The organism is Cohnella sp. (assembly GCF_041640265.1).
Taxonomy (GTDB): domain Bacteria; phylum Bacillota; class Bacilli; order Paenibacillales; family Paenibacillaceae; genus Cohnella.
Genome location: NZ_JBEQAP010000024.1, coordinates 17671 through 33520, shown reverse-complemented (window position 1 = coordinate 33520; position 15850 = coordinate 17671). Strand labels below are relative to the sequence as shown.

Here is a 15850-nt window from a genome sequence, read left to right as displayed (position 1 = left end):
TTAATATAATGGGGAGAGCTACTAGAGAAATGAAATTTAATCCGCGGATCGTAATGCTGATAATCTTGCTTCTTACCGTTTTCTCGAGCATTAACTTATACATTGGGTGGCATATTACGAGTTGGTTTGATGCTGTAGGGATTAAATATGAGCCTATGCTTTTCTGGGTGATATTCGGAATCATAGTGTATGGTTATATCGGGGGGCGTATACCGTTTCCTAAAATATTTAAACCAATAGGAAGATTCCTAAAGGTATTAGGCTCCTATTATGTATTTGTTTTTGAAATTGGATTTTTCCTCTTCTTGCTCGTAGATATTGCCGGACTTTTTGTTTTTTGGATTGAAGGCAACATGGAATTATATTTGATCTATGCAGGCAGTGCTGTACTTGCCATAATTGCATTCATGCTCAGTCTCGGCTCTTGGAATGCATGGAGTCCTGTCATACGCAAATACGAGGTGGAAGTGAATAAGAGTATCGCAGGCGTTGATAAGAAATGGGTCATTGCTGTCGCGTCCGATTTCCACTTAGGCAATGTTGTCGGTAATAAACATCTCAAGCGGCTGGTTACGCGCGTTAATGCAATGAAGCCAGATCTCATTCTGTTGCCGGGAGACGTTATTGACGATTCTATAGAACCCTTCCTTCGGAATAACATGAGCAAAGCTCTGGGTGAGCTTCAATCCAAGCATGGTATATATGCTGTGTTGGGAAATCATGAGTATTACGGGGGGCACGCTGAACAATATATTGAAGAAATGAATAAAGTTGGTATTCAGGTCCTTCTAGACGAAACGGTGGAAATCGCGGGTGGCTTGTATGTTGCCGGTCGCAAGGATAAAACCGCGGAATCACCGGACTCAACAGGCAGGTTGGAGGTAAAGGAGCTCATTGGTTCTCTGGACGCGACAAAACCGATTATTCTGATGGATCACCAGCCGACAAAATTCGATAAAGCAGCAGAAGCAGGGGCTGATGTCCTTCTATGCGGACATACTCACCGCGGGCAATTTATACCAAATCACTTGTTCACGAAGCGTTTGTTCGAGCTCGATTGGGGTTATTTAAGAAAAGAAGCCATGCATGTGATTGTTTCCTCGGGCTTTGGCACCTGGGGCCCGGCTATCCGGATCGGAAGTCGTTCGGAAATCATCCGGCTTGAAATTAACTTCAGTTCCTAAAGGGATAAAAAGCAGAAAGTCTTGTTACATTACCTAAATGGTGATGGGACAAGACTTTTTTTGTGTACAATTAATATCTATATAATGCGACATAAATTTGAGATTAAGTGAATTTATATTGTAACATAAATATATATATGTTATACATTATATTAGAGATGAGACAAATTGGAGGAATACATATGGAGAGAGAGCTAGCGTTGGAGATCGTACGCGTTACGGAATTAGCAGCATTGGCATCAGCGCCATGGATGGGTCGGGGAGATAAGATTAATGCGGATGGTGCTGCAACCTCAGCTATGAGAGCGATGTTCGATTCGGTTACGATTAGAGGTACGGTTGTTATCGGCGAAGGAGAAATGGACGAAGCTCCCATGCTGTATATTGGTGAGAAAGTTGGGAGTCTCACTGGTCCTGAAGTAGATGTTGCCGTAGATCCATTGGAAGGAACGGAAATCGTCGCCAAAGGACTCAACAATGCCATGTCTGTTATCGCAGTTGCAAACAAAGGTAATTTACTGCATGCTCCAGATATGTATATGGAGAAGTTAGCAGTCGGACCTCAGCTTGTTGGGAAGCTGAAAATTACGGATGCGATGGAAACGACTCTGCACAAAGCGGCTGAAGCATTAAACAAGAATGTTTCCGAGCTTACGGTCATGATTTTGGATCGCGTCAGGCATGAATCCATCATTAAGACGTTAAGGGATGTAGGGGTACGAATTAAGTTTCTGTCAGACGGTGATGTAGCAGGAGCAATGGCGCCAGCTTTTCCAGAGGCAGGCATAGATCTGTATGTAGGCTCTGGAGGAGCGCCTGAAGGCGTGCTCGCTGCGGCCGCGCTTAGATGTCTAGGTGGAGAAATACAAGGAAGATTGATACCTTCGGATGCGAAAGAGTATGCGAGGTGCTTAGAAATGGGCATCGAGGATCCTTATAAGGTCCTCTATATGGAAGATATGATTGGAACAGAGGACGTTATTTTTGCAGCGACTGGCGTTACACCAGGCGAGTTTCTTGGCGGCGTTCGTTATTTGCCGGATGATCGCGCGGAAACTCATTCCATTGTCATGCGCGCCAAAACGCGAACGATCCGCTTTATTAGATCACTTCATTATTTGCCAAATAAGCCATTCTTATGATTTTATCGGTTTTATAGTGAAAAGAGGCGCATCCTATACAACGGTATAGATGCGTTTTTTTGTGCCATATAATCTTTGTTTATTTTTGTATTTGTTGTATTCAAAGATAAACAAATATGATAGAGTTTAAACAAACATAAATAAACATTTTAATCGGAGGTATTACAATGGTACAAAGCTTGTGGGAAGCATCAAAAGCATCTGAGCAGCAAAGTGGATTGGATCAACTGGTTTATCGTTCGAATATTATTGGCGCCGATCGCCGCGTATGCAACTTCGGGGGCGGCAATACATCCACAAAAACAGTTGTTCAAGATTTTCGCGGTCGTGATACAGAGGTCATGTATGTTAAGGGAAGCGGCTCCGACTTAGCTTCCATGAAGCCCGGCAACTTTACGGGGCTGCGCATGGATGATATCCGCCCTTTATTCGAGAAGCCTGAAATGTCCGATGAGGATATGGTCGCTTACCTGGCCAATTGCATGATTGATTCCAAGCATCCGCGCGCATCTATTGAAACTCTTCTTCACGCATTCCTACCCTTTAATCATGTTGATCATACGCACCCGGATTCCATTATCAGCCTTTGTTGCGCAGATAACGGCAGGGAGCTTGCACGCGAGATTTTCAGAGACCGTTTCGTGTGGGTTCCTTATATCCGTCCGGGCTTTAACCTTTCCAAGATGATCGCTGAAGGTGTTCGCTCGAACCCTAAGGCTGAGCTTGTACTTATGGAGAAACACGGTCTTGTAACATGGGGAGATACTTCCGAAGCTTGTTATGCGCAAACGATCAAGATCATCACGGAGGCCGAAGCTTTCATTGAAGCGCGCATCAATGAAGCGAAGGTATTCGGTGGCGTGAAGCATGCCGCACTTGAAGCTGATGCTCGCAGAAGTATCGCCGCCCAAGTGATGCCGACGATCCGCGGAGCTGTAAGCGATGCGAAAAAAATGATTCTTTCCTTCGACGATGCGCCAGATGTGCTTCAGTTCGTCGGCGGCCAAGATTCCGCAACGTTGTCCCAAGTGGGCGCTGCTTGCCCGGATCACCTTGTGCACACGAAGGTTGTTCCGTTGTTCATAGACTGGACTCCGAATGTCGATGATGTTGAGGGCTTGAAGGCGAAGCTGAAGGAAGGCGTCGCCGCGTACAAAGAAATGTACAAAGCTTACTTCGTGCGCAACAAGAACGAGGGAGATGTGATGTTCGAAGCTGCCCCGCGCGTCATTCTTATCCCTGGAGTCGGTATGATCAATACGGGTAAAAGCTGGGCAATGTCGGAAGTAAGCGGCGCGTTATATCACCGTGCAATAGCTGTTATGAGAGGCGCGACTGCGCTTGGACAATTCGTATCACTTAGCGAGAACGAATCCTATAATGTAGAATATTGGCCGCTTGAGCTTTATAAGCTGTCACTTGCTCCAGCTGAAGCTGAGTTTTCCCGCAAGGTTGCTTTCATCACAGGAGGCGCTGGCGGAATCGGAAGCGAAACCGCACGTCGACTCGTATCTGAAGGCGCTCATGTTGTCTTGGCCGATCTTAACTTGGAGGGTGCACAGAAGGTTGCCGCCGAGATCAATGCCAAGCATGGTGCAAATCGCGCGCTTGCAGTTAAAATGGATGTAACAAGCGAAGAGGCTGTACAAGCGGCTTACGCCGAAACTGCCGTAACTTACGGCGGCGTCGATATTATCGTTAATAATGCAGGGCTTGCGACTTCCAGTCCCTTTGACGAGACTTCTCTTAAAGAATGGAACCTAAACATGAATGTTCTAGGCACAGGATACTTCCTGGTTGCCCGTGAGGCGTTCAAGCTTATGAAGGGGCAAGCGATCGGCGGTAATATGGTATTCATCGGCTCCAAGAATTCCGTATACGCCGGGAAGAATGCATCGGCTTATAGCTCCGCAAAAGCGCTGGAAGCGCATCTTGCACGTTGTATCGCAGCCGAGGGCGGAGAGTTCGGCATTCGCGTGAATACCATTCTTCCTGACGCGATTCTGCAAGGATCGGCGATCTGGAACGGCAGCTGGAGGAATGAACGCGCGGCAGCTTACGGCATCGAGCCGGACCAATTGGAAGAGTATTATCGTAAACGCACGACGTTGCTCGTTAATATTTATCCGCGGGATATCGCTGAGGGCATTGCTTTCTTCGCTTCTTCCAAGTCAGACAAAACAACTGGCTGCATGCTGACGATCGATGGCGGAGTTCCAGCAGCATTCACGCGTTAATTGAAACGAATATAGCCGATTAAATAGATTACTGGGGAGGAAAAGGCATGCAACAGAAGGTTCAACAGAGCTTCGAGGAAGCCAAGGAGCTATACGCTCGGCATGGAATAGATGTTGGGCAAGTGCTTAGCCGACTGGAGAATATTAAGATTTCCATGCATTGCTGGCAAGGTGACGATGTACGGGGGTTCCTGAGTCAAGATCAGGATCTTACCGGAGGGATATCGGTAACGGGCAATTACCCTGGAGCTGCACGCACGCCTGCAGAACTGCGTGCTGACCTAGAGAAAGCATTCTCCTTAATTCCCGGTAAGCATAAAGTAAACCTTCATGCGATCTATGCGGATACCGAGGAGAAGGTAGAGCTAGATCAAATCGAACCGAAGCATTTCCAGAAATGGGTGGATTGGTCCAAGGTTAATGGTCTGGGTCTCGATTTTAATCCCACTTGCTTTTCCCACGAGAAATCGAAGGATGGTTTTACGCTGAGCCATCCAGATCCCGATATTCGTAAGTTCTGGATCGATCACTGCAAAGCTTCAAGGAAAATTGGTGCTTATTTCGGAGAGCAGCTGGGACAGACTTGCGTGACGAACGTTTGGGTACCCGATGGCTTCAAGGATGTGCCGGCTGATCGGATGGCACCGCGACAACGCTTGAAGGATGCACTTGATCAGGTGTTCGAGGAGGAGCTTAACCCCGCTCATAACTTAGATGCGGTAGAGAGCAAGCTGTTCGGCTTGGGCTCGGAAGCATATGTAGTCGGCTCCCACGAATTCTATATGGGTTATGGTATTCAGAACAAGAAGCTGATCTGCTTGGATGCAGGCCATTTCCACCCAACTGAAGTGATATCTAACAAATTATCAGCTCTTTCCCTGTTCACTGATGGCATCCTGCTTCACGTAAGCCGTCCGATGAGATGGGATAGCGACCATGTCGTCACGCTCGACGATGAATTAATCGATATAGGCCGGGAGCTTGTTCGCGGGGATCTGCTTGACAAATCACATATTGGCTTAGACTTTTTCGATGCAAGCATCAATCGCGTAGCGGCGTGGGTAATTGGAACTCGCAATACTATCAAAGCTTTGCTAAGAGCGATGCTGGATCCGGTTGAAGCTTTGAAGCAAGCGGAATTAGAGGGAGACTATACCACTCGTCTAGCTCTGACGGAGGAATTCAAATCTTATCCGTTCGGTGCGATATGGGATTATTATTGCGCGAAGCAAGGAGTTCCCGTTCGCGAGGAATGGCTAGCGGAAGTGAAGACATACGAGAAGGAAGTTCTCCTTAAGCGCGGCGTCTAACAAAATATAAGGGTGATGCAGATTGTCTAGCATTCTGGCGTATGATCTTGGCGCTAGCAGCGGAAGAGCGCTGCTCGGGCGACTCAAGGATGGCAAGATCGAGGTGGAGGAGCTTCATCGTTTCTCCAATGACCCGGTGCAGGTGGGAGACCGTTTACATTGGGACATTTTACGGCTGTTTCACGAGATCAAACAAGGACTGCTAAAGGCAAAGCATAATGGCATTACCCTGCAAAGTATGGCGATTGATTCCTGGGCCGTAGATTTTGGTTTTATCGGCAAGAACGGGGAGCTAATCGGAAATCCCTATCATTATCGGGATCGTCATACAGAGGGTGTCATGGAAAGCGTGCTTAAGCAAATTCCGGCAGCTGTAATCTTCGAGCGCACGGGAATTCAATTTCTTCCCTTCAATACGATATACCAGCTATTTGCGCTTAAACAGGCGAATTCACCCTTACTCAAGGACGATAGTCGGTTTCTGATGATACCTGATATTCTGCGTTATTTCTTAACTGGGCAAATGCACAACGAATTCTCGAACGCGACAACAACGCAACTTTTCAATCCTGCCTCAGAGAAGTGGGACTCCGAGCTGCTGCGTTTACTCGATCTGCCTAAGTCGTGGTTCGGAGATGTTCTCCAGCCGGGAACTAAAGCGGGAATGCTGCAAGCTTCCGTCTGTGAGGAGCTTGGCATTCCATCGATTCCCGTCTTTGCGGTAGCGGAGCATGACACCGGCTCTGCGGTCGCTGCGGTTCCGGCTGCAGAGAAGTCCTTCGCCTATCTTAGCTGTGGAACCTGGTCCCTAATGGGAACTGAGGTTAGCAAGCCCGTCATCAACGACTTGGCGCATAAATTAAACTTCACTAACGAAGGCGGAGCCTATGGCACTTACCGTCTGCTCAAGAATATCATGGGTTTGTGGATTTTGCAGGAATGCCGAAGAGAGTGGGAGAGAGCAGGAATATCACACTCGTTCCCCGAATTGGTACAGATGGCCGCATCAGCGCAGCCTTTCGCAGCCTTCATCGACCCGGACGATACGTTGTTTCTTCATCCAGGCGATATGCCTGATCGCATTGGGGAGTATTTCAGGAATACAGGGCAGAAGGCTCCGGAGAACACTGGAGAAATCGTGCGTTGCATACTGGAGAGCCTAGCTTTGAAATATCGGTTTGTGTTTGAATTGACGCAGCGGTTATCTGGGCAACAATTCGGCGGACTTCATATGGTAGGTGGAGGGATTCAGAACACTTTACTCTGTCAGTGGTCCGCTAACGCGATTGGCAAGCCGGTTTGGGCAGGGCCATCCGAGGGAAGCGCTATTGGGAATCTAATTGTTCAGTGGATCGCTCAAGGAGAGTTTGCAGATATTTGGGAAGCGCGCAGAGCTATTCGTGATTCTTTCCCGATTACCGCTTATGAACCGGAAGATCGGGGAGCATGGAATGATGCTTTCGATCAATTCTGTGCGATAACGGGGATTACGGAATAAATACGGTTTTTGAAAAGAGGTAAGTCATGCTGGTTCCGGAACGTTATGAGAAAATCGTAAACCTTGTCAATGAGAGAGGGAGTATTCGCGTTTCCGAGCTAAGCGAGCTCTGCCAGGTGACGGAGGAGACAATTCGGCGAGATTTGGATCGACTGGAGCACTCGGGACGCTTGCGTCGCTCCCATGGCGGCGCTATTAGCGTCAAGGATATGCAGCACCCGGAGACTCCTTATGCAGAACGGGAAATCATGCACGCAGAAGAGAAGAAACGAATTGCTCTGGAAGCCATTAAGCGAATTGGACCCAAGGAACGAATTCTTCTGGATGCTAGCTCAACTGCTTGGTATATGGCAGCGAGCGTGCCCGATCTGCCTTTGACCGTGCTTACGAATTCAATTAAGGTTTCAATGGAGCTGAGCAGCAAGGAGAAGATCGAAGTGATCTCGACAGGCGGCATTCTCGCCCAGAGATCACTCTCGTTCGTTGGACCTTTGGCCGAACGATCCTTGGATGCTTACCATGTCGATAAAGTTTTTTTGTCCTGCAAGGGCGTTCATCTGGATCGGGGAATCAGCGAGTCTAATGAATTGCAGGGGAGGATTAAGGAACGAATGATCGGTATAGCGGACGAAGTGATCCTGCTTGCAGATTCAAGCAAATTCGGTGTTCAAGCCTTCACGCACGTTGCTGATTTAGATCAGGTGGATATCATTATTACCGATCGCAGGATCGCCAAGGAAACCCTAGATCGTTTGATAGGTCGGGGTATTACGGTGATTACCGTATAAAAAGCGGAACAAGAGAACGACTGTTGAAATCCGAGGGATGATGCAGCCGTTTCTTTTGTTTCAACTTGTCTGATAACCTGATATTATATGGTGAGAAGCTGAAAAAGGGGTGCAGCATGAAAGTTTCCTTATTCATCACCTGTCTGAGTGATGCGATCTATCCGAGAGTCGGAGAGGCTATGGTCCGTTTGTTAGCGCAATATGGCGTTAAGGTGGAGTTTCCTGCCGTTCAGACCTGCTGCGGGCAACCGGCTTTTAATAGCGGTTATTGGAAGGAAGCGCGGACTACAGCTAAGACGATTGTCGAAGCGTTCGAGGATTGCGACTTTGTTATCTCTCCGTCCGGTTCCTGTACGGGGATGATCCATCATTATCCGAAACTATTCGAGAATGATGAATTGATGTACGAGAAGGCAGTTAAGCTTCAGAGCAAATCCTATGAATTTTCACAGTTCCTCTTCCAGGTGTTAGGCGTGACGGACGTTGGGGCAACATTCCCCCATAAGGTAACCTACCATCCATCCTGCCACGGAAGCCGTCTGCTCGGTGTTAAGGACGAACCTTTGGCGCTTATTAGCAAAGTTAAGGGGTTAGAATTCGTTCCGCTGCCATTCGCAGAGGACTGCTGTGGTTTCGGCGGCACATTTGCCGTGAAGATGGCGGATATATCCGGGGCAATGGTCAGCGAGAAATCCGATCATGTGAAGGAAACTGAGGCAGAGGTGCTTGTGGGTTTGGATATGGCTTGCCTTATGAATATTGCGGGTAATCTTCGTTACCGGAATGAACCCGTCCGAGTCATGCATTTGGCAGAGCTTCTATATGAAGGAGTGAAGAAGGCATGAGCGGAGCAGGAGCGGGAAATTCCTCAGGGGCAACCGTCAAAGAACGTGCGGACATTGCTTTGAATAACGATTTTCTTCGTAAAGCCGTTAAGTTCACGACTGAGCGGCTGCGCGGAGGTAAAATTAAAGCGACGGACGAGCACGGGAATTGGGAAGAATGGCGGGAGAGGGGTAAGCAGATTCGCTTGCATACGATCGCGCATCTTGATTATTATTTGAACCAGTTCGTAGAGAATGCTCGTGCGAATGGAGTTCATGTTCACTTTGCGGATACGGCAGAGGAAGCCGTTCATATTTCCCTCTCGATTGCTGAGCGCAAGAAAGCAAAGACGGTCGTGAAGTCCAAGTCCATGGTAACGGAGGAGCTTCACCTCAACCATGCGCTGGAATCGATTGGCGTTGAACCGATCGAGACGGATTTAGGCGAATATATCATTCAATTAGCGGGCGAAACACCCTCTCATATTATCATTCCCGCCATTCATAAGAATCGTTATCAAATCGCGGATTTGCTGTCCGAGGATGCTGGAGAAACATTAGCTCCAGATACTCAAATTCTAGCTGGTTATGTACGCAGGAAGCTGCGCACTAAGTTTCTCGAGGCGGATATCGGGATGACAGGCTGTAATTTCGCGATCGCGGAGACGGGCTCAATGGTGCTGTTCGAGAATGAGGGTAATGCGCGAATGGTAACGACGGTTCCGAAAACGCAGATTACGCTAATGGGAATGGAGCGGATTATTCCATCCTGGGCGGATTTAGAGGTCATGGCTACTTTGCTTCCGCGTTCGGCAACGGGTCAGAAGCTGACGGTATACATGTCGGGTATTACTGGACCGCGCCGCAGCGAGGATGCGGACGGTCCCGATGAGATGCACATTATTATCGTGGACAACGGCCGTTCGTTGCAGCTAGGCGATCCCGAATTTCAAGAGCTGCTGAACTGTATTCGCTGCGGCGCATGTCTGAACGCTTGTCCGGTCTACCGTCATATTGGCGGGCACGCTTATGGAGGAACTTACAGCGGTCCGATCGGTGCGGTACTGACACCTTCGCTCAATAAGAATGTAGCCGAATGGGATGATATCGCGAATGCCTCGAGTCTATGCGGGGCTTGTTACGAAGCGTGCCCGGTTAAAATCCCGTTGCATGAGATGCTGATCTATTTGCGCAGACGCAAAATTGAGCAAGGTCACGGGGATAAAATTGAAGCGATGGGTATGAAGGGCTTTGCATCCGTGATGTCCAAATCAGGAAGATTCAAAGCTGCTCTCAAGCTTGGAAAGCTCGGACAGAAGCTAGTTGCCCGCGGGGGAGAAATCAGACTGAAGGTCGGACCGCTCAAAGGCTGGAATAGCGTTCGGGTAACGCCCAGCTTACCTAAGAAATCCTTCCGTGAACAATGGGGGACGCTGGAAGCCGAAATCCGGAATGGTCTCCAGGAGATGGATCCGGCAATGAAGTCTCGCATGGAAGAGGTCGTAAAGGAACGGGTGAAAGGAGGAGGTCACGGTCATGGGTGATTCACATCAAAATTGGTTGTTTGAAATGGAAGTAGAATCACGTTCGAAGCAGACGCGGTTCATTAACGGAATATCCGCTAAGCTGAGACGTCCAATGGTGACGGAGCCTCCGCGTCATCCCTATCGGGGAGCGCCGGATTTCTGGAATGATTATGAATGGGATGAAGGAGAGAGGATTAAACGCTTCACGGCGAATTTCCTAAGCGTTGGAGGGCATGTTCAGCGATTAGCGAATATGGAAGAGGCTCGGCGTTTCATCGCAGATAAAGCGACTGAGCTGAGTGCTAGATATGTTCTGCGTTATAACGAGCCTGAGCTTGCTTCGCTTGATTTGGAAGGCGCACTTCCGAACGCCCGCGTATCTGTTTGGAATGAAGACCCCGCACAATACTGGAAAGCGCGTGCCGCGGAAGCGGATATCGGAGTCATCCTGGCGGATTATGCTGCAGCGTATACGGGATCCATAACGGTGCTCTCTTCCAAAAATAAAGGTCGTTCCGTAAGCCTTCTTCCGACTGTTCTCATGGCGATTATTCCCATCGATAGATTGAAGACTCGCCTTGGCGAGATTATGGTTCACTTCGACGAAGGCGGTCGAGAAAGCCTTCCTGCTGGCATTCATTTCATCTCCGGTCCGAGCCGATCAGCAGACATTGAGAATGACCTGACGATCGGCGTCCATGGGCCCGGCGTCGTCTACGCCTTAATCGTAGGTTGAAACGGAGGCTAGAGCAGGCTATGGAATTGACCCGGTTAACGAAGCGTAATCACTATGAGGAAATTAAAGATCAGCTGCAGAGGATGATCGTGGATGGCAAGCTAAAGGTTGGAGATAAGCTGCCATCGACCAAGGAAATGTCTGAGAGTTTCGGCGTAGGACGATCCACGACCAGGGAAGCATTAAGCGCATTAAAGGCCATGGGTCTCATTGAAATTCGACAAGGCGGGGTATGCCGGGTGATTCGTAATGCTCCGGCGGAGATCACGATACCCGAGCTGGATTACCTGCGGATGAATAGAGAGACGTTGCTCGAATTACTTGAAGCTAGGCAAGCGCTTGAGGTGTCCAATGCAGCTGCAGCTGCGGTCAAGCGAACGGATGAGGACTTGGCTGATTTCAAGACTATTATCTTAGAGATGAAGCATTCGATCGGCCAAGACATGGAGGGGGAACGAACGGATCTCTTGTTCCATCTCCTGTTAGCCAAATCGGCTCATAATACGATTATGTTGAAATTATTCGAGTCTATTGCGAATCAGCTAGAGACGGCGATTCGAGAAGTTCGCAGGGTTGAGCTTTATTCCAATCAGAAGGTTGCCGAACGTCTCTATTTAGAGCATCTGGCGATCTATGAAGCCGTTTCTAAGCAAGACGCAGAGCTTGCCGCAAAGACGATGAGGAAGCACCTTCAGCACGTGGAGAACATCTTGATGAAGTATATTTGATTGAACGGAACGTGAACGGGAACTTGAACGGGAACGGGAACAAATATAGGAACGGTACTGGGCAACCAGGCCGTTTTTTTATTTAGTTATCCTATCTGGACTACTGTAGTGAGATCCACTTGCCTTCTTTTTTGACTTAAAACTCCGAATGAAGTGAAAGATCCTCCGTAAGAGGTTGAATTTCATTTTAGAGTCACTTAGTAGAACCTCATTGTGTATGATTTGCTCCCAATCTGCTTGACGCTCTCTCACTAAATTTTCTAATTCGTATGAATTTGGTATCATTTGTATTTCCTCCTTGCCATCTCTTGTAAGTTTAATTATGCTGTAGCCAAAAGGGGAAAAAAAGTGAACAGTTTTATTTTTCCTCTTCCCCTTTTACGAGAAGAAGGCATGATTTAGCGTATCAAACCAAGGAGGAGAGTCTCAATGTTCACAATGGTGGAAAGATATTTTATTCTATTAAATAAATTCGGTGACAGCGAGAAGTTAGACTCAACAGTGGAGGTTTCCATGGATGAGCTGGCGTTAGCCTTCTATTGTTCAACACGCAATGTAAAGATCATCATTCGAAAGCTGACAGAGGAAGGACTTATCTCTTGGCAAGCTGGACGAGGGCGCGGTAATCTATCTAAACTAACGTTTAATGCTGAAAAGGAGCCGCTCCTAATGGAATGGGCTCAGCAAATGTCTCGCAGAGGCGAGTACAAGCAAGCTTTCGAGCTCCTTCAAACCTATAGTCAAAGCCATACGCTCAAGGAACGATTCGTGCATTGGCTGAATACACACTTCGGATATGAAGCCGAGAAGTCGGCAGGGAGCGCGGTAATCGATACATTTCGCTTGCCCGTATACCGATCCGGTTTCATGCTAGATCCTTCCCAGGTATATTATTGCTTCGATTCCCATTTAATACGGCAATTATTCGATCGGCTTGTAAGCTTCGATACATCCGCGAACCATTATGTTCCTTGCCTGGCCCATGCATGGGAAGTAAATGTAGATGCGACTGAATGGATTTTCTACCTGCGCAAGGGGATTCGATTCCATCACGGCAGGGAGTTAACGTCGGAGGATGTTCAATTTACTTTGGAGAGAATGAGAGGCAATAAGCCCCATAGCTGGATGGTTCGTAATATGAAGCAGGTCGATTGCTTAGGTCCTCGTACTGTTAAAGTTATTTTGGAGAAGCCCAACCGTATATTCCTGCGGTATTTGTGCTCAGCGGCCATGTCTATTGTGCCCAAAGATCTTATACAGGAGGATGAACCGCTGTTCTGGAAGCATCCATTCGGCACAGGTCCCTTCCAGCTGCTTCAATGGACGGAGGATCGCTTCGAGCTAGCTGCTAATCCTAGTTATTATTCCGGAAGAGCTCATCTGGATCGTGTCGTTCTGGCCTTTATGCCCGAGGATACCGCCTTGATGTCCAATTCCGCGGAATGGCAGCAGCTTCTAAGCGATCATAATCAGTGGGAGAATAAATCCGAATCAGATTGGAAAACGATTGAAGCATTGTGCAAGGGCTGTTCATTGATGTCCTGGAACTTAGGAAAACCCGGTCCTCAGCAATCCAGCAGCTTTCGCCGAGCGTTTGATTTGCTTATCGATCGTAAGGAAATGATTCGCCATCTTGGAGAAGACCGTATGTATCCTGCACATGGATTTCGGCCTACGGAACAAACCCCGCACCTGGAGGATCGGTTGAATATAGAGGAAGCCAAACGTCTCCTTCATCAATCTGGATATGATGGTACGCCCCTAACGCTAAGCACCTATGGACATCATGATACAGATGCTTGCTGGATTCAGAGAAGGTGCGCGGAATTCGGCATTAAGGTAAACATCAAGGTGGAATCTAAGCAGTCGATCCGGGAGCCCGAAGCTTTGAAAAACACAGATGGCATCGTATATGCAGTCGTATTCGCCGAGGATGAAGTATGCGAAATTGAGAACTATGAGCAATACGGTAATTTCCTTAGGGAGCTTTTGCATCCTGAAATGCTTAAATGGGTTGAGCAACAGACTAATCTCGCTCTGGCTGCTGAAAGACCGGAGGAGAGACGGGAGATCTTGAACGGAATCGAACACAGGCTGCGAGAGGAAGCCCATGTCATATTCCTGCTTCATAAAAAGCTGGATTTGCATATGCACACAACGGTTAAGGGCGTCGGACTGAATTCGCTTGGCTGGATTGATTTCAAGGATATTTGGTTGGAAAAAAGGGCAATAGGTTCATGAAAGAGGCTGTCGATTAACAGTTCATAACTTCGGAAATCTGAAGGAGACCAAAGAATGTATGCGAAAAATCATACAAAATGAGCAGCACACTCATCGAATCAGTCGATTCTATGCGAAATTTCATACATAATACACGATTTGAGCCCGGATTCTATAAATGTATCCGAAAAATCATATACATTCTCTGCATGTGTATGTTCAGGTTAAAACTGTCCACAATCAATCGACAGCCTCTGAAATTGGATTAAAGCAACGTTTTCATCTATTTTTAATATATTTTTCAACCTAGCTTCAGTTTTGTTCTGCATAATGGCAATATCCAGCTGATGAATAACTCGAATCAGCTAACAGAAGGGATGTCATTATTATTTTGTCTAATTCATTTCAACAAAACCGTTGGTGGATGTACATTTCTATCATTCTTGCGATTGTTCTTGTCATTTATATCGTCTTTTTCCCGCCGGGGAACAAAACAGAGAGCGATACGATGACTCTTGCTAAAGTTAATGGGGTTACGATAGGAAAAGACAAGCTTTATGATGCTCTGGTTGCTGCAAATGGTTTGGAAACACTAGATAAATTGATCAATAATGAACTTGTACGTCAAGCCGCTGAGAAGCAGGGTATCGAAGTATCGGAGGAAGAAATCGATAAGGAGATGGAATCCATTCGTCAAAGCTTCGCAACCGAAGAAGAGTTTGAATCGACGTTAGCGATGTACGGAATGACCCTTGAAGGCTTAAAGAATGATATGTCCACGCAAGTCCAGTTACGTAAGATGTTCGAGCCTCAAGTGAAGGTCTCCGATGAAGAAATTCAGAAGTATTACAACGAGAATCTGGAAACGTTAAAAACACCGGAACAAGTCAAAGCCTCACATATCCTATCAGCCACCAAGTCGGAAGCCGAAGTGATACTTACAGAGCTTAAAGCGGGAGCGGACTTCGCAGCAACAGCCAAGGAGAAATCAACGGATACAGCTACAAAGGATAACGGCGGGGAGCTGGAAATGTTCGCCAAAGGCGATAACGAGGAAGTGATAGACAATGCCGTATTCGCTCTTGAATTAGGCGGGTTAAGCGGCGTTGTCGAGGCCAGTGATGGATTTCACATCTATAGGCTGACGGAACGACAAGCGGCGATTACACCTACCCTAGAAGAGAAAAAAGAAGAGATTCGCGAATCTCTGACAACGGAACAAATCTCTGCCTTGTCAACGGATTGGATGACAGAGCAGCAGTCAACTGCGGATATTGAGAACTTTCTGAGTTGAGTTCAGAATCGACTTACTTGGAATATGTCGATTTGTGTAAAATTATCCAAACCTATTGTATTTTTAACGCGAAAAATGTACTCTATGGATTATAAGCCATTAATACTAGTAAATGGCAGGCATTATAATTGTTGTGTATCTATGGTTCCATGTGAACTAGTCCATTATAACTGAATCCGGCAAAACTATCGAAAGATAGTGACGCAAAGCTATAGGGACTACTTCCTACGGGAAATGTCAGCCAGTTGCATGATTATGCAAAACGGTAAACTATGGTCTTTCTCATGGTTTACCGTTTTTTGTCGTGCACAAAGCTGTAACATTTTCATAAATAACAACACGATACCCATGAAAGAAGGCGAG

Annotated in this window: 12 protein-coding genes and 1 riboswitch; all 12 genes read left to right on the top strand. The window is 47.3% G+C overall.

Going from position 1 to position 15850, the window contains the following annotated elements:
* Positions 1-29: 29 nt before the first annotated feature.
* The 12 genes from ACESLK_RS17315 (at position 30) to ACESLK_RS17260 (ending at position 15487) form a co-directional block, all read left to right on the top strand.
* A complete protein-coding gene (locus tag ACESLK_RS17315) occupies positions 30-1184 on the top strand; it encodes a metallophosphoesterase (RefSeq protein ID WP_373230927.1) in 1155 nt (384 codons plus the stop codon).
* A gap of 182 nt (positions 1185-1366) precedes the next feature.
* A complete protein-coding gene (gene glpX, locus ACESLK_RS17310) occupies positions 1367-2326 on the top strand; it encodes a class II fructose-bisphosphatase (RefSeq protein WP_373230925.1) in 960 nt (319 codons plus the stop codon).
* Positions 2327-2493: 167 nt separating this feature from the next.
* Positions 2494-4563: a bifunctional aldolase/short-chain dehydrogenase gene (locus ACESLK_RS17305; protein WP_373230923.1), complete on the top strand. Its 2070-nt coding sequence runs from the start codon at positions 2494-2496 to the stop codon at positions 4561-4563.
* A 47-nt stretch (positions 4564-4610) separates the two neighbouring features.
* Entirely contained in the window at positions 4611-5873 is a 1263-nt protein-coding gene (gene rhaA / locus ACESLK_RS17300) for an L-rhamnose isomerase (protein ID WP_373230921.1), read from the top strand.
* Between the two features lie 22 nt (positions 5874-5895).
* Positions 5896-7371, top strand: coding sequence for a rhamnulokinase (locus ACESLK_RS17295; RefSeq protein WP_373230920.1), 1476 nt, complete (start codon positions 5896-5898; stop codon positions 7369-7371).
* Positions 7372-7397: 26 nt separating this feature from the next.
* Entirely contained in the window at positions 7398-8159 is a 762-nt protein-coding gene (locus ACESLK_RS17290; protein ID WP_373230918.1) for a DeoR/GlpR family DNA-binding transcription regulator, read from the top strand.
* A 116-nt stretch (positions 8160-8275) separates the two neighbouring features.
* Positions 8276-9004 (top strand): (Fe-S)-binding protein, encoded by a 729-nt coding sequence (locus ACESLK_RS17285; protein WP_373230916.1) that lies wholly within the window; start codon positions 8276-8278, stop codon positions 9002-9004.
* A complete protein-coding gene (locus ACESLK_RS17280) occupies positions 9001-10527 on the top strand; it encodes a LutB/LldF family L-lactate oxidation iron-sulfur protein (protein WP_373230914.1) in 1527 nt (508 codons plus the stop codon). The genes ACESLK_RS17285 and ACESLK_RS17280 overlap by 4 nt, the downstream gene beginning before the upstream one ends.
* Positions 10520-11245, top strand: coding sequence for a LutC/YkgG family protein (locus ACESLK_RS17275; protein ID WP_373230912.1), 726 nt, complete (start codon positions 10520-10522; stop codon positions 11243-11245). The genes ACESLK_RS17280 and ACESLK_RS17275 overlap by 8 nt, the downstream gene beginning before the upstream one ends.
* 20 nt (positions 11246-11265) lie before the next feature.
* Positions 11266-11973: a FadR/GntR family transcriptional regulator gene (locus tag ACESLK_RS17270; RefSeq protein ID WP_373230997.1), complete on the top strand. Its 708-nt coding sequence runs from the start codon at positions 11266-11268 to the stop codon at positions 11971-11973.
* 429 nt (positions 11974-12402) lie between these two features.
* On the top strand, positions 12403-14214 hold the full coding sequence (locus ACESLK_RS17265; protein WP_373230910.1) for an SgrR family transcriptional regulator: 1812 nt from the start codon (positions 12403-12405) through the stop codon (positions 14212-14214).
* A 403-nt stretch (positions 14215-14617) separates the two neighbouring features.
* Positions 14618-15487 (top strand): peptidyl-prolyl cis-trans isomerase, encoded by an 870-nt coding sequence (locus ACESLK_RS17260; protein WP_483862620.1) that lies wholly within the window; start codon positions 14618-14620, stop codon positions 15485-15487.
* Between the two features lie 168 nt (positions 15488-15655).
* Positions 15656-15740: riboswitch (cyclic di-GMP riboswitch) on the top strand.
* The last annotated feature ends 110 nt before the right edge of the window (positions 15741-15850 follow it).

Excerpts from the sequence above, each read along its gene's own strand:
- ACESLK_RS17260 (WP_483862620.1), top strand. The coding sequence starts at position 14,618 with ATGTACATTTCTATCATTCTTGCGATTGTTCTTGTCATTTATATCGTC.
- glpX (WP_373230925.1), top strand. The coding sequence starts at position 1,367 with ATGGAGAGAGAGCTAGCGTTGGAGATCGTACGCGTTACGGAATTAGCA.
- ACESLK_RS17280 (WP_373230914.1), top strand. The coding sequence starts at position 9,001 with ATGAGCGGAGCAGGAGCGGGAAATTCCTCAGGGGCAACCGTCAAAGAA.
- rhaA (WP_373230921.1), top strand. The coding sequence starts at position 4,611 with ATGCAACAGAAGGTTCAACAGAGCTTCGAGGAAGCCAAGGAGCTATAC.
- ACESLK_RS17305 (WP_373230923.1), top strand. The coding sequence starts at position 2,494 with ATGGTACAAAGCTTGTGGGAAGCATCAAAAGCATCTGAGCAGCAAAGT.
- ACESLK_RS17290 (WP_373230918.1), top strand. The coding sequence starts at position 7,398 with ATGCTGGTTCCGGAACGTTATGAGAAAATCGTAAACCTTGTCAATGAG.
- ACESLK_RS17275 (WP_373230912.1), top strand. The coding sequence starts at position 10,520 with ATGGGTGATTCACATCAAAATTGGTTGTTTGAAATGGAAGTAGAATCA.
- ACESLK_RS17270 (WP_373230997.1), top strand. The coding sequence starts at position 11,266 with ATGGAATTGACCCGGTTAACGAAGCGTAATCACTATGAGGAAATTAAA.
- ACESLK_RS17265 (WP_373230910.1), top strand. The coding sequence starts at position 12,403 with ATGTTCACAATGGTGGAAAGATATTTTATTCTATTAAATAAATTCGGT.
- ACESLK_RS17315 (WP_373230927.1), top strand. The coding sequence starts at position 30 with ATGAAATTTAATCCGCGGATCGTAATGCTGATAATCTTGCTTCTTACC.
- ACESLK_RS17285 (WP_373230916.1), top strand. The coding sequence starts at position 8,276 with ATGAAAGTTTCCTTATTCATCACCTGTCTGAGTGATGCGATCTATCCG.